This window comes from Hydrogenophaga sp. (genome assembly GCF_011772445.1).
GTDB lineage: Bacteria > Pseudomonadota > Gammaproteobacteria > Burkholderiales > Burkholderiaceae_C > Hydrogenophaga.
On record NZ_WVZN01000036.1, the window covers coordinates 120,955 to 134,165 of the forward strand.

Here is a 13,211-nt window from a genome sequence, read left to right on the forward strand (position 1 = left end):
AATGGATCCAGCAAATCCACACGGGGTGTAGCTCAGCCTGGTAGAGCGCTACGTTCGGGACGTAGAGGCCGGAGGTTCGAATCCTCTCACCCCGACCATCATCTGGTCATATCGACGGTCCGGGCGAAGCGGCCTCCGCGCGACGCCCGCGCGTCCCCGATGCAACGCCAATCGACGTGAGCCCCTGATTTCCAGATAACTGGCGTCAAATGTGGCGTCCAAGTTATTGATTTCCGTTAGATTACGCAGATATGGCGTCAGTTGATACGGTGAACCAGGACAGCCCGTCCATGGCCCTTCCAGGGCTTGGGCGCGCGCTCGTGTCGGCCGGCAAGCTCAATCAAAGGGCGGCCGAGGACCTGTACCGCAAGGCGCAAAGCAGCCGGACCAGTTTCATCGCCGAACTGACGGGCTCGGGCGCCGTATCACCGACCGACCTGGCTCACACGATGTCGGTGGCCTTCGCGGCGCCGCTGCTGGATCTGGACGCGATCGATGTTCAGCGGCTGCCGGCCGGCCTGCTCGACGCCAAGATCTGTGCAGACTTCCGCATTGTTGTCCTCAGCAAGCGCAACAACCGCCTGATCGTCGCCACGGCCGATCCCTCCGATCAACAAGCGGCCGAAAAAATCAAGTTCGCCACGCAGATGGGCGTGGACTGGGTCATCGCCGAGTTCGACAAGCTCAGCCGCCTGGTCGAGGCGCAGACCAAGTCCGTCACCGAAGCGATGGAGAACATCGTCGGAGACGTCGAATTCGACGAACTGGCCGCCGAAGCAGTCACCACCGAGGCGGCCGACAAGTCGAGCGAGGTCGACGACGCACCGGTCGTCAAGTTCCTGCACAAGATGCTGATCGACGCGTTCAACATGCGCGCCTCTGACCTGCACTTCGAACCGTACGAGCACCAGTACCGCGTGCGCTTCCGCATCGACGGCGAACTGCGTGAAATCGCCTCGCCCCCGATCGCCATCAAGGAAAAGCTGGCCTCCCGCATCAAGGTCATTTCCCGGATGGACATTTCCGAGAAACGCGTCCCTCAGGACGGGCGGATGAAGCTCAAGGTGGGCCCCGACCGGGTGATTGACTTCCGCGTCAGCACGTTGCCCACGCTGTTCGGCGAGAAGATCGTCATCCGTATCCTCGACCCGAGCCAAGCCAAGATGGGCATCGACGCCCTCGGCTACGAGCCCGAGGAAAAGGAGCGCCTGCTCGACGCCATTCAGCGCCCCTACGGCATGGTGCTCGTGACCGGCCCCACGGGCTCCGGCAAGACGGTCTCTCTCTACACCTGCCTGAACATCCTGAACAAGCCCGGGGTGAACATTTCGACGGCTGAAGACCCGTCTGAAATCAACTTGCCCGGGGTCAACCAGGTCAACATGAATGAGAAGGCGGGCCTGACCTTTGCGGTCGCGCTCAAGGCCTTCCTGCGCCAGGATCCTGACGTGATCATGGTCGGTGAGATCCGCGACCTGGAGACCGCCGACATCGCGATCAAGGCCGCGCAGACCGGCCACATGGTGATGTCGACGCTGCACACGAACGACGCGCCGACAACGCTCACGCGGATGATGAACATGGGCATTCCCACGTTCAACATCGCCTCCAGCGTGATCCTCATTACCGCCCAGCGCCTGGCGCGGCGCCTGTGCCCCAATTGCAAGGCGCCCCTGGACGTGCCCCGCAAGGCGCTGCTCGAGGCGGGCTACAAGCCCGAAGAACTCGATGGCACCTGGACGCCCTACAAGCCGGTCGGCTGCTCAGCCTGCAACAACGGCTACAAGGGGCGCGTCGGCATCTATCAGGTGATGCCGATTTCCGAGGAGATCCAGCGCATCATTCTGCGCGGCGGCACCTCGCTGGATATCGCCCAGCAAGCCAGCAAGGAAGGCGTTCGCTCGCTGCGCGAGTCGGGCCTGCTCAAAGTCAAGCTGGGACAGACCTCCCTCGAGGAAGTCCTCAGCGTGACGAACGAATGATCACCCGCACACCCACAGCCCCCTGAGGAATTCCATGGCCACCGTCGCAAGCAAGAGCGTCAAGGACTTCGTGTTCGAATGGGAGGGCAAAGACCGAAATGGCAAGGCGGTGCGCGGCGAAACGCGCGCGCAAGGCGAAAACCAGGTCACCGCCACGCTGCGTCGGCAGGGCATCATCCCGATCAAGATCAAGAAGCGGCGCACGTCTTCCGGCAAGCGGATCAAGCCGAAAGACATCGCGATCTTCACGCGGCAGTTGGCGACGATGATGAAGGCGGGCGTGCCCTTGCTGCAGTCTTTCGACATCGTGGGCCGCGGTAACCCCAATCCCAACGTCACGCGGTTGCTCAACGACATTCGCGCCGACGTCGAAACCGGCACCTCGCTGAGTGCAGCCTTCCGCAAGCACCCAATGTACTTCGACAGCCTCTACTGCAACCTGATCGAAGCGGGTGAGGCGGCCGGTATCCTGGAAGACCTGCTCGACCGCCTCGCCACCTACATGGAGAAGACCGAGGCGCTGAAGTCGAAGATCAAATCGGCCCTGATGTACCCCACGGCGGTGATCATCGTGGCCTTCGTGGTGGTGGCCATCATCATGATCTTCGTGATCCCTTCCTTCAAGGAGGTGTTCACCTCGTTCGGCGCTGACCTGCCGGCGCCCACGCTGTTCGTGATCGGCATGAGCGAGTTCTTCGTGCAGTACTGGTGGCTGATCTTCGGCGGCCTGGGTGGCGGCATCTACTTCTTCATGCAGGCCTGGAAGCGCAATGAGAAGGTCCAGCGCTTCATGGACCGCCTGTTGCTCAAGTTGCCCATCTTCGGCGAACTGATCGAGAAGTCGGTGGTGGCGCGTTGGACGCGCACCCTGGCCACCATGTTCGGCGCGGGTGTTCCCCTGGTCGAGGCGCTCGACTCCGTGGGGGGCGCCTCGGGCAACTCGGTGTATGCCATTGCCACCGAAAGAATCCAGCAGGAGGTGTCCACCGGCACCAGCCTGACGGCGGCAATGACCAACGCGAACATCTTTCCTTCGATGGTGCTGCAGATGTGCGCGATCGGCGAAGAGTCGGGGTCGATCGATCACATGTTGGGCAAGGCCGCCGACTTCTACGAAGCCGAGGTGGACGACATGGTGGCCGGCATCTCCAGCCTGATGGAGCCGATCATCATCGTGGTGCTGGGTACCGTGATCGGCGGCATCGTCGTGTCGATGTACCTGCCGATCTTCAAGCTCGGCCAGGTGGTCTGATGCCTGAGTGGGTCACGGGCGCGCCCGGTGTGGCGCTGCTGGGCGTGCTTGGCTTGCTGGTGGGCAGTTTCCTCAACGTCGTCATCCACCGCCTGCCGCGGATGATGGAGCGTCAGTGGGCCGCCGAATGCGCCGAGCTGCAGGGCCAGGTCAAAGAAGCCACCACCCCGGTCGAGCACTACAACCTCATGGTGCCGCGGTCGGCCTGCCCCCATTGCGGCCACGTCATTCGCTGGTACGAAAACATCCCGGTGCTGAGCTACCTCGCCTTGCGAGGGCGTTGCAGCCAGTGCCACGCCGGCATCGGGCTGCGCTACCCGCTGGTTGAAGTCGCCACCGGCCTCCTGTTCGCCTGGGCTGGCTGGCGCTGGGGACTCACGTTCACCGGCCTGGCCTGGTGTGGCTTTGCCGCGGCCGTCGTGGCGCTGGCCTGCATCGACTGGGACACCACGCTGTTGCCGGACGACATCACGCTGCCGCTGCTGTGGGCTGGCATCGTGGCCGCCGCCCTGGGCCTGACCGCGACGGGACTGAGCGATGCCGTGTGGGGCGCTGTCGGCGGCTACCTCTCGCTGTGGCTCATCTACTGGGCCTTCAAGCTCCTCACTGGCAAGGAGGGCATGGGCTACGGCGACTTCAAGTTGTTCGCGGCCTTCGGCGCGTGGTTCGGCTGGCAGGCGCTGGTGCCCATCATCCTGATGGCGTCGGTGATCGGCGCCGTCATCGGCATCGGCATCAAGCTGGTGGGCCGCTTGCGGGAAGGGGGCTATGTGCCCTTCGGTCCCTTCCTCGCTCTTGGCGGCCTCACCGCCATGGTCTTCGGTCCTGCGGCCATCCTGGCCGCCGTTGGACTGTGAACCTGGCGGGGCCGGTGCGCCGAATCGGTCTCACGGGCGGCATCGGCAGCGGCAAGAGCACGGTCGGTGCGCGCCTGCAGGCGCTGGGCGCCGAGCTCATCGATGCTGACGCCATCTCCCGCGCGAGCACGGCGGCGGGCGGCGCGGCGATCTCCGCCGTGCTGGAAAGATTCGGCCCCGATTTCATCGACAGCGACGGCGCGCTGAACCGGGCTCGCATGCGCGAGCGGGTGTTCGCCGACCCCAGCGCCCGCCACTCACTGGAAGCCATCGTTCATCCCATCGTGGCGCGCGAGATTGCGCGTCGCGTTGCGCAAAGCAACAAGCTTTGCATAGTGTTCGACGTGCCCCTGCTCGCCGAATCACCGCGCTGGCGTCCGCAACTCGACCGCGTGGTCGTGGTGGACTGCAGCGAGGCGACTCAGCGACGCCGCGTGCGCGCCCGCAGCGCTTGGGATGACAACGTGATCGATGGCGTGCTGCGCAGCCAGAGTTCGCGCGCCCAGCGCCTGGCGGTGGCAGACGTGGTCATCTTCAACGACGAGGACGATCTCGACCGTTTGCATCGCCTGGTTGACCGGCTATCGACAAGCTTCGGGCTATGATCCGCCCACGCGGGGCCATCACGGCCCCGCACCCAGCGAGCCCGTGATCCTCTACGAATACCCTTTCAACGAACGCATCCGCACCTACCTGCGGCTCGAGCAGTTGTTCAAGCGGCTGGCCGTGCTGGTGCCGCGCGAGCACCCGCTGGATCACCACTACGCGATCCAGACGCTGTTCGAAATCATGGATGTGGCCTCGCGCGCCGACATGAAGTCGGATGTGCTCAAGGACCTCGATCGGCAGAAGCAGGCCCTGGCGAGCTTCCGGGGCAACCCTGCCATCTCGGAAGCGGCGCTTGATACCGTGATCGGCCAGCTCGACACCTGCTTTTCACAGATCGCCGACGTGCCGGGCAAGCCCGGCCAGGCCTTGACGGAAAACGACTGGCTGATGGCCATCCGCAGCCGCATCGGCATTCCCGGCGGCACCTGCGAATTCGATCTGCCCGCCTATTTCCATTGGCAGCACCTTGACACCGCGCTGCGCCAGGCCGCCCTGGCCGATTGGTCCCGCACGCTGGCGCCCCTGGCCGAGGCCCTGGTGCTGCTGCTGAAGATGATGCGCGAGACCGGCGCACCGCAGAAAGTCGTCTCCACCGCCGGGCATTTCCAGCAGAACCTGCCTCAGGGCCGCACCTTCCAGTTGCTGCGGCTGCGAATCGATCCCTCGGCCGGGCTGATTCCCGAGATCAGTGGCAACCGGCTGATGTTCTCTGTGCGGCTGATGCGCCTGGGTGAGGACCACCGGCTTCACCCCTCGGGCGAGGACGCCAGCTTCGAACTGGCGCTGTGCGCCTGAGGCGATGACATCTCCCGCCGAACCCCGCATCGTGCGCTGCCCCGCCTGCGGCGGCGACAGCGTCTATGCGCCCAGCAACCGCTGGCGGCCATTCTGCAGCGAGCGCTGCAAACAAGGCGATCTGGGCGCCTGGGCCAGCGAGCAGTACGCCCTGCCCGACCAGGGCGCACCCACCGACGACTGGGACGCCGAGCAGCGCTGAGCGCCGCGCCTCCTCAGGCGGCGTCGGCCTCTTCCTGCAGCCAGCGCAGCACCGGCACGGTGCCGGGCAACACCGGCTCACATTGCACTGGCAAGCGCTCCCAGCGGCTGTCCTGTCCCTCGTGCATCTGCAACTCGCCTGACCACTCACGCACCTTGCAGAAATGCAGGCGCACCAAGCCATGCGGGTAGTCGACCAACTGAATCCGCCAGACAGGAGCCGGGCCGATGGTCAGGCCGATTTCCTCCTGCAGTTCGCGTCGCAGCGCCTGTTCCACGGTCTCACCCGCTTCGAGCTTGCCACCCGGGAACTCCCAATAGCCGGCATAGACCTTGCCTTGCGGACGCGAGGTGAGCAGGAAGCGTCCCTCGCCGTCGATGAGCACGCCCACTGCCACGTCCGTGGCGCTTTTGGCTGTGGCCGCGTCACGTCCGCCGTCCACGACGAGAACATCCGCAGTCATCCCTCGCCGCCGTGCGAGCCGGCGTAGTCGCGCGCGAACTGGTAGGCCACGCGCCCGCTGCGCGAGCCGCGCTCCAGTGCCCACACCAGGGCCTGGGGCCGGGCCGCCTCGATCGCCGAGGGCGCCACGCCGAAGTGCGACAGCCACTGCGCGACGATCGCCAGGTACTCGTCCTGGCTGAAAGGGTAGAAGCTGATCCACAGGCCGAAGCGCTCGGACAGCGAGATCTTCTCTTCGACCACTTCACCGGGATGCACTTCGCCGTCCGCGGTGTGCGTGTACGTGAGGTTCTCCTTCATGTACTCGGGCAGCAGGTGGCGGCGGTTGCTGGTGGCGTAAATCAGCACGTTCGCGCTCGATGCCGACACCGAGCCGTCGAGGATGGACTTGAGCGCCTTGTAGCCGGGCTCGCCGTCCTCGAAGCTCAGGTCGTCGCAATAAACGATGAATTTTTCGGGACGCCCGGCCACCACATCGACGATGTCGGGCAGGTCGACCAGGTCGGCCTTGTCGACCTCGATGAGCCGCAGGCCCTGGACGGCGTAGGCATTGAGGCAGGCCTTGACCAGCGACGACTTGCCGGTGCCGCGAGCGCCCGTGAGCAGCACGTTGTTGGCCGGCAAGCCCTTCACGAAATGTTCGGTGTTGCGCTGGATGCGCTCCTTCTGAGGCTCCACTTCCTTCAGATCGGCCAGCGCGATGCTGGCCACGTGGCGCACGGGCTCCAGCAGGCCGTGGCCATTGCTGCGCTTGCGGTAGCGGAAGGCGTGGGACGCCGACCAGTCCGGCTCGGACAGCGGCTGAGGGAGCACGGCTTCGATGCGGTCGATCAGGGCTTCGGCGCGCTGCAGCAAGCGCTCGAACGAGGGGTTCATGAGCGGTAGTCGGCGTTGATGGTGACGTACTCGTGGCTGAAGTCGCAGGTCCAGACAGTTTCGCTGGCCGAGCCTCGACCCAGGCCGATGCGCACCCCGATCTCGGCCGGCTTCATGACACGTTGACCGTCCTCCTCGCTGTACCCGGGGTGGCGGCCGCCGCGCGTGACCACGTGCACGTCGCCCAGCCACAGGTCGATGCCGCCCACGTCCAGGTCGTCAATGCCCGCGTAGCCCACAGCGGCCAGGATGCGCCCCAGGTTGGGGTCGCTGGCGAAGAAGGCCGTCTTGACCAGCGGCGAATGCGCAACGGCATAGGCCGCGCGCAAGCATTCCGACGTGTCGCGACCGCCTTCCACGCGGATGGTGATGAACTTGGTGGCCCCTTCGCCGTCGCGCACGATGGCGTGGGCCAGGCGCTGGGCCAGGGGCGTGAGCGCCTCCAGCAGCGCGCGCCCCGCAGAACTGGACAGGTCGCTGACAGGCGGATTCCCTGCCTGGCCGGTGGCAATGACCACGAAGGAATCGTTGGTGCTCGTGTCGCCATCGACCGTGACGCGATTGAACGAGACATCGGCCAGCCGGCGGGCCAGTTCATTCATGAGCGCGGGCGCAATCGCTGCGTCGGTGGCCAGGAAGCCGAGCATGGTGGCCATGTTCGGCCGGATCATGCCGGCACCTTTGGCGATGCCGGTGGCACGCACCGCGCGACCATCGAGCGTGAACGACACGCTCGCCGCCTTGGGCAAGGTGTCCGTCGTCATGATGCCTTGCGCCGCGGCCAGCCACTGCGCACCCGAATCGTGCTGCGCCGTGGCGGCGTTGCTCAGGGCCGCCGGCAGGCCACCCAGCAGACGGTCCATGGGCAGAGGCTCCATGATCACGCCGGTGGAGAACGGCAGCACCTGCTCATGGTGCAGGCCGAGCGAGCGCGCCAGTGCGGTGCAGGTCTGGCGCGCGTCGGCCAGGCCACTCTCGCCGGTGCCTGCGTTGGCGTTGCCCGTGTTGATGACCAGGGCGCGCACACCTTGCCCGCTGGCCAGGTGCTCGCGGCACACCTGCACCGGCGCTGCGGCGTAGCGGTTGCGCGTGAACACCGCCCCTACCGCACTGCCTTCGTCCAGCAGGAAAACCGACAGATCTTTGCGGTTGGCCTTGCGGATGCCGGCTTCGGCGATTCCGATTCGCACGCCCGCGATGGGCAGCAGGTCGGCCACGGCGGGACTGGAGAGCTGGACAGGCATGGAAGGAATCTCGGATCGGGGGAATCGGACGACCGGCCTACGCGCCGGTCACTCAATCGAGTTTGCCGTGGCAGTGCTTGTACTTCTTGCCACTGCCGCAAGGGCAAGGGTCGTTGCGTCCCACACGGGGCATCTCGCCGGCCATCGCTTGCGCGACGGCGACTTCGGGGCGCGTCTCGGCCTCTCCGGTTTCGGTCGGTGCGGTGTACGTCACGTTGCTGATGGCCTCGGCGCGCTCTTCCAGCTGCTCGGCCGCCTGCGAGATCTGCTCGGCCGACTGCACGCGCACGTTCATGAGGATGCGCGTGACATCGTTCTTCACCGAGTCCAGCAGTTGGCCGAACAGCAGGAAGGCCTCGCGCTTGTACTCCTGCTTGGGCTGCTTCTGCGCGTAGCCGCGCAGGTGGATGCCCTGGCGCAGGTAGTCCAGCGCGGCGAGGTGCTCGCGCCATTGGGAATCGATGGTTTGCAGCAGCACCACGCGCTCGAAGGAGGTGAAGTTCTGTTCCCCGACCTGCTCGACCTTGGAGACGAACACCGCCTTGGCGGCTTCGCGCACACGCTCGACGATGTTCTCCACCTCGACCGCCTCCGACTCGGCCACCCAGCTGGCGAGCGGCACGTCCACCGCCCATTCCTCGCGCAGCGTCTTCTCCAGGCCCGGCAGGTCCCACTGCTCTTCCACGCTTTCCTCAGGCACGAACTGATGCACCACGTCGGTCAGGGCGCCGTCGCGCAGCGCGTCGATCTGAGCGCGCAGGTCCTGCGCGTCGAGGATGTCGTTGCGCTGCTGGTAGATGACCTTGCGCTGGTCGTTCGACACGTCGTCGTACTCGAGCAGCTGCTTGCGAATGTCGAAGTTGCGCGCTTCGACCTTGCGCTGCGCGCTCTCGATGCTGCGGGTGACGATGCCGGCCTCGATGGCCTCGCCCTCGGGCATCTTCAAGCGGTCCATGATGGCGCGCACGCGGTCGCCCGCGAAGATGCGCATCAGCGGATCGTCCAGGCTCAGGTAGAAACGGCTGGAGCCCGGGTCACCCTGGCGCCCCGAGCGGCCGCGCAACTGGTTGTCGATGCGGCGCGATTCGTGGCGTTCGGTGGCGATGATGCGCAGGCCACCCAGCGCCACCACCTTCTCGTGGTCGGCCTGCCACTGGCCGCGCAGCGTCTCGGCGCGCGACGCGCGGGTGGCCTCATCCAGGGCCGGGTCGGCCATCACGGCTTCCACCATCTTTTCCAGGTTGCCGCCGAGCACGATGTCGGTGCCGCGACCGGCCATGTTGGTGGCGATGGTGACGGCGCCGGGGCGTCCCGCCTGGGCAATGATGTCCGCCTCGCGCGCGTGCTGCTTGGCGTTGAGCACCTGGTGCGGCAGCTTCGCGGCCTCGAGCAGCTGCGCGATGATTTCGGAGTTCTCGATCGACGAGGTGCCCACCAGCACGGGCTGGCCTCGCTCGTGGCATTCGCGAATGTCGGCGATCGCGGCGTCGTACTTTTCCTTGGTGGTCTTGTAGACGCGGTCGAGTTGATCCTGGCGCTTGCTGGGCCGGTTCGGCGGAATCACCACCGTCTCCAGGCCGTAGATCTCCTGGAATTCGTAAGCCTCGGTATCCGCCGTGCCGGTCATGCCCGACAACTTGCCGTACAAGCGGAAGTAGTTCTGGAAGGTGATGGAGGCCAGCGTCTGGTTCTCGGGCTGGATGCCCACGCCCTCCTTCGCCTCCACCGCCTGGTGCAGGCCGTCGCTCCAGCGGCGCCCGGGCATCAGGCGGCCGGTGAATTCGTCGACGATGACGATTTCGCCGTTCTGATTCACGTAGTGCTGGTCGCGGTGGAACAGGTGGTGCGCCTTCAGCGAAGTCACCAGGTGGTGCAGCAGCGCGATGTTCGACGGGTCATACAGCGAGGCACCTTCGGGCAGCAGGCCGGCCCTGGACAGCAGGGCCTCGGCGTTCTCGTGCCCCTGTTCGGTGAGGTGCACCGAGCGCGCCTTCTCGTCGAGCGTGAAATCACCCGGCTTGATGACGCCCTCGCCGGTGCGCGGGTCGGCCTCGCCCTCCTGGCGGCTGAGATGCGGCACGAGCTGGTTGATGGCCACGTACACAGCCGTCTGGTCCTCGGCCGGGCCGCTGATGATCAGCGGCGTGCGGGCCTCGTCGATCAGGATGGAGTCCACCTCGTCGACGATCGCGTAGTTCAGGCGGCGCTGCACGCGGTCAGCGGCCTCATAGACCATGTTGTCGCGCAGGTAATCGAAGCCGTACTCGTTGTTCGTGCCGTAGGTGATGTCGGCGCGATAGGCCGCCTGCTTTTCCTCGCGCTGCATCTGCGGCAGGTTCACGCCCACCGTCAGGCCCAGGAAGTTGTAGAGCTTGCCCATCCATTCGGCGTCGCGGTTGGCCAGGTAGTCGTTGACCGTCACCACGTGCACGCCCTGGCCGGCCAAGGCATTGAGGTAGACCGGCAAGGTGGCGATCAGCGTCTTGCCCTCGCCGGTGCGCATCTCGGCGATCTTGCCGTGGTGCAGCGCGATGCCGCCGATCAGCTGGACGTCGAAGTGGCGCATCTTCATGACACGCTTGCCCGCCTCGCGGACCACGGCAAAGGCCTCGGGCAACAGCGCGTCGAGCGTTTCACCCGCCGCCAGGCGCTGGCGGAACGACTCGGTCTTGGCTTTGAGCTCGTCGTCGCCAAGCGACTCGAACTGCGACTCCAGCGCATTGATGCGCTCAACCGTCTTGCGGTACTGCTTGAGCAGGCGGTCGTTGCGGCTTCCGAAGAGCTTGGTGAGGAAATTGGTGGCCATATGAGGACGCCCGGGACACCAAGCCCGGAGGCGTTGGCACGGACGGCGATGATCGATCGGAAGGACGCTTGCGCGTCCGCTGGCGGCGGCGAGGGGGCGCAAAGCCCCCAGGTGCCGGCGAACACGCGGCTTTCAAGCGCGAAGCCGGCATTTTAGCGGCCGGCCATTCTCTGCTTCAGCGCGTGCGAGAGACGTTCGGCCCAGGGGGAGCACGCGCCAGGTGCTCACCGGCTTGCAGGAATTTTTGCGGGTTCTGCGGTACACCCGCGACCCACACCTCGAAATGCAGGTGCGGGCCGGTGGAACGCCCGGTCGAGCCGACCTCGGCGATCTTCTGGCCGCTCTTGACGATGTCGCCCTTCTTGACATGCACCTTGGACGCATGGGCGTAACGCGTGACCAAGGCATTGCCGTGGTCGATCTCGACCAGGTTGCCGTAGGCGGAGTGGTATTCCTGCGCAATCACCACGCCACCGGCGGCCGCCACGATGGGCGTGCCCGTGTCGGCCGGGAAATCCAGACCCGTGTGCAGCGCCGACTGACCCGTGATCGGGTCGATGCGAAAACCGAAGGCCGAGCCGACACGCCCGTCCACCACGGGCTTTTCGGTCGGCACCAGCGTGCTCTGGATCTTCTGATCGAACAGGCGGGACTCGATCGCGGTCAGCCAGTCCACCCGGGCGCCGCTGCCGGCATCCACCGCTTCCATCTCGCGCATCAGTTCTTCAAGCGTCAGCGAGCGGTTCGAGATGAGCACGCCGCCCGAGCCGGGCAGCGGTGGGCGAGCCTGCGCGGGCTCCAGGCCGGCCAGGCCGGCCACGCGCTCGCCGAGGGAGTCGATCTGCATCATGCGGGCCTGCATCTCGCCCAGCTTGCGCGCCATGGCGTCGAGGTTGGCGCGCAGATAGGCGTCGCGCTCGCCCGGGTTGTCCGGGTGCACCAGGCGGGCCACGGAGGCAAAACCGGGCCAGCCCTGGCGAATGCCTTCAAGGAACACCCAGTGGTAAGCGGCCACCGCGCTGAACATGAGGCCCAGCACGGCCATCACCGCCGCGGCAATGAGCTTCCAGCCGTTCAGGTGCAAGGCTTGACGTCGTGCGAGCCAGGCGTCGGTGATGATGATGTGCACGTCTCAAATCCATTGTTGACCGACCCGCTCGACGCGGCACGACCGACTCGGTCAGAATCGACCGCATGCCGACCCGACAGACTCCCTCCGTCTTCAGCCTTCAGGAGGCCGTTGGCGCCGCGCCCGGGCTGGCGGAGCTTCAAGCCAGGATCCGTCTATCGCAGCGATGTCTCGATCTTGTTCGGGACCGTATTCCTCACGCCCTGCGCACCCAGGTCACCGCCGGGCCCTTGCAGGACGCCGAGTGGTGCCTGCTGGTCCGCAGCAGCGCGGCGGCCGCCAAACTGCGACAGCTTCTGCCTGCGCTGCGTGACGCATTGCACGAAAGCGGGGCGCAGGTTAGCGCAATCCGCATCAAAGTCCAAACGCCCGGGCGATAAGCGCGCCCTGCGGCGGACCGGGTGGTGCCGCTTGTCTGACTCGAACAGACGACCTATCGCTTACAAGGCGATTGCTCTACCAACTGAGCTAAAGCGGCCCGGGCAGGGATTCTAGGTTCACTTCACCCGCTTGAGCTGCGGCCGACCACCTGGACGGCCGGGGCCATCGCCGCCGGGCTCGGGAGGCGACGCATCGTCGTCCGGCGTCACGGCCCGCAACGACGATGGCGCCGGCGCATCCCCCGCCGCTGGCGCTTGTGCGGGCGCCGGCGCGGGAAAGGCCATGCCTTGCCCGTTTTCGCGCGCGTAGATCGCAATGACGTGGGTGATCGGCACCAGAATTTCTCGCGACACGCCGCCGAACCGCGCCTTGAACGAGATGTACTCGTTGCCCAGGTGCAGGTCCTTGGTGGCCTCCATGCTCACGTTGAGCACGATCTCGCCATTGCGCACGAACTCCATCGGCACCTGCACCGACGCGTCGACGTGCACGGCGATGTAGGGCGAGAACCCGTTCTCGCTGCACCATTCGTACAGCGCCCGGATCAGGTACGGGCGGGTCGACGGGACCGGTGGTTCTGCCTGCTGGCTCATGGCACTGCTGCGTCGCCGGGCCC

12 protein-coding genes and 2 tRNA genes are annotated in these 13,211 nt (G+C 65.9%); 7 read left to right on the forward strand and 7 right to left on the reverse strand.

The features are described from left to right. The first annotated feature begins 21 nt into the window (after positions 1-21). From GTO19_RS15160 to GTO19_RS15190, 7 genes are all read left to right on the forward strand, one after another. A tRNA-Pro gene (locus GTO19_RS15160) sits at positions 22-98 on the forward strand. 153 nt (positions 99-251) lie between these two features. Next, entirely contained in the window at positions 252-1,982 is a 1,731-nt protein-coding gene (pilB, locus tag GTO19_RS15165) for a type IV-A pilus assembly ATPase PilB (protein ID WP_291022064.1), read from the forward strand. A gap of 34 nt (positions 1,983-2,016) precedes the next feature. Beyond that, positions 2,017-3,234 carry a type II secretion system F family protein gene (locus GTO19_RS15170; protein WP_291022066.1) on the forward strand — a complete coding sequence of 406 codons (1,218 nt, stop codon included), beginning with the start codon at positions 2,017-2,019 and terminating at the stop codon, positions 3,232-3,234. Further along, entirely contained in the window at positions 3,234-4,091 is an 858-nt protein-coding gene (locus tag GTO19_RS15175; protein WP_291022067.1) for an A24 family peptidase, read from the forward strand. The genes GTO19_RS15170 and GTO19_RS15175 overlap by 1 nt, the downstream gene beginning before the upstream one ends. Then, positions 4,088-4,696: a dephospho-CoA kinase gene (gene coaE / locus GTO19_RS15180; RefSeq protein WP_291022069.1), complete on the forward strand. Its 609-nt coding sequence runs from the start codon at positions 4,088-4,090 to the stop codon at positions 4,694-4,696. The genes GTO19_RS15175 and coaE overlap by 4 nt, the downstream gene beginning before the upstream one ends. A gap of 43 nt (positions 4,697-4,739) precedes the next feature. Next, entirely contained in the window at positions 4,740-5,495 is a 756-nt protein-coding gene (zapD, locus tag GTO19_RS15185) for a cell division protein ZapD (RefSeq protein WP_291022071.1), read from the forward strand. 4 nt (positions 5,496-5,499) lie between these two features. Next, positions 5,500-5,697, forward strand: coding sequence for a DNA gyrase inhibitor YacG (locus GTO19_RS15190; protein WP_291022073.1), 198 nt, complete (start codon positions 5,500-5,502; stop codon positions 5,695-5,697). Positions 5,698-5,710: 13 nt separating this feature from the next. Here the strand turns inward: GTO19_RS15190 and GTO19_RS15195 are convergent, their stop codons facing one another. The 7 genes from GTO19_RS15195 to GTO19_RS15230 form a co-directional block, all read right to left on the reverse strand. Beyond that, positions 5,711-6,160, reverse strand: a complete 450-nt coding sequence (locus tag GTO19_RS15195; RefSeq protein ID WP_291022075.1) for a (deoxy)nucleoside triphosphate pyrophosphohydrolase — start codon at positions 6,158-6,160, stop codon at positions 5,711-5,713. Next, a complete protein-coding gene (locus tag GTO19_RS15200) occupies positions 6,157-7,035 on the reverse strand; it encodes an ATP-binding protein (protein WP_291022077.1) in 879 nt (292 codons plus the stop codon). Before GTO19_RS15200 ends, GTO19_RS15195 begins: the two co-directional genes overlap by 4 nt. Next, positions 7,032-8,279 carry a bifunctional glutamate N-acetyltransferase/amino-acid acetyltransferase ArgJ gene (argJ, locus tag GTO19_RS15205; RefSeq protein WP_291022079.1) on the reverse strand — a complete coding sequence of 416 codons (1,248 nt, stop codon included), beginning with the start codon at positions 8,277-8,279 and terminating at the stop codon, positions 7,032-7,034. The genes GTO19_RS15200 and argJ overlap by 4 nt, the downstream gene beginning before the upstream one ends. 52 nt (positions 8,280-8,331) lie before the next feature. Then, positions 8,332-11,085, reverse strand: a complete 2,754-nt coding sequence (gene secA, locus GTO19_RS15210; RefSeq protein WP_291022081.1) for a preprotein translocase subunit SecA — start codon at positions 11,083-11,085, stop codon at positions 8,332-8,334. A gap of 175 nt (positions 11,086-11,260) precedes the next feature. After that, entirely contained in the window at positions 11,261-12,214 is a 954-nt protein-coding gene (locus tag GTO19_RS15215; RefSeq protein WP_291022083.1) for a M23 family metallopeptidase, read from the reverse strand. Between the two features lie 402 nt (positions 12,215-12,616). Next, a tRNA-Thr gene (locus tag GTO19_RS15225) sits at positions 12,617-12,692 on the reverse strand. 19 nt (positions 12,693-12,711) lie between these two features. Continuing rightward, complete coding sequence (locus GTO19_RS15230) at positions 12,712-13,188, reverse strand: ClpXP protease specificity-enhancing factor (protein WP_291022087.1); 477 nt, start codon at positions 13,186-13,188, stop codon at positions 12,712-12,714. Between the last annotated feature and the right edge of the window lie 23 nt (positions 13,189-13,211).

Excerpts from the sequence above, each read along its gene's own strand:
- pilB (WP_291022064.1), top strand. The coding sequence starts at position 252 with ATGGCGTCAGTTGATACGGTGAACCAGGACAGCCCGTCCATGGCCCTT.
- GTO19_RS15170 (WP_291022066.1), top strand. The coding sequence starts at position 2,017 with ATGGCCACCGTCGCAAGCAAGAGCGTCAAGGACTTCGTGTTCGAATGG.
- GTO19_RS15175 (WP_291022067.1), top strand. The coding sequence starts at position 3,234 with ATGCCTGAGTGGGTCACGGGCGCGCCCGGTGTGGCGCTGCTGGGCGTG.
- GTO19_RS15190 (WP_291022073.1), top strand. The coding sequence starts at position 5,500 with ATGACATCTCCCGCCGAACCCCGCATCGTGCGCTGCCCCGCCTGCGGC.
- GTO19_RS15195 (WP_291022075.1), bottom strand. The coding sequence starts at position 6,160 with ATGACTGCGGATGTTCTCGTCGTGGACGGCGGACGTGACGCGGCCACA.
- GTO19_RS15200 (WP_291022077.1), bottom strand. The coding sequence starts at position 7,035 with ATGAACCCCTCGTTCGAGCGCTTGCTGCAGCGCGCCGAAGCCCTGATC.
- argJ (WP_291022079.1), bottom strand. The coding sequence starts at position 8,279 with ATGCCTGTCCAGCTCTCCAGTCCCGCCGTGGCCGACCTGCTGCCCATC.
- secA (WP_291022081.1), bottom strand. The coding sequence starts at position 11,085 with ATGGCCACCAATTTCCTCACCAAGCTCTTCGGAAGCCGCAACGACCGC.
- GTO19_RS15230 (WP_291022087.1), bottom strand. The coding sequence starts at position 13,188 with ATGAGCCAGCAGGCAGAACCACCGGTCCCGTCGACCCGCCCGTACCTG.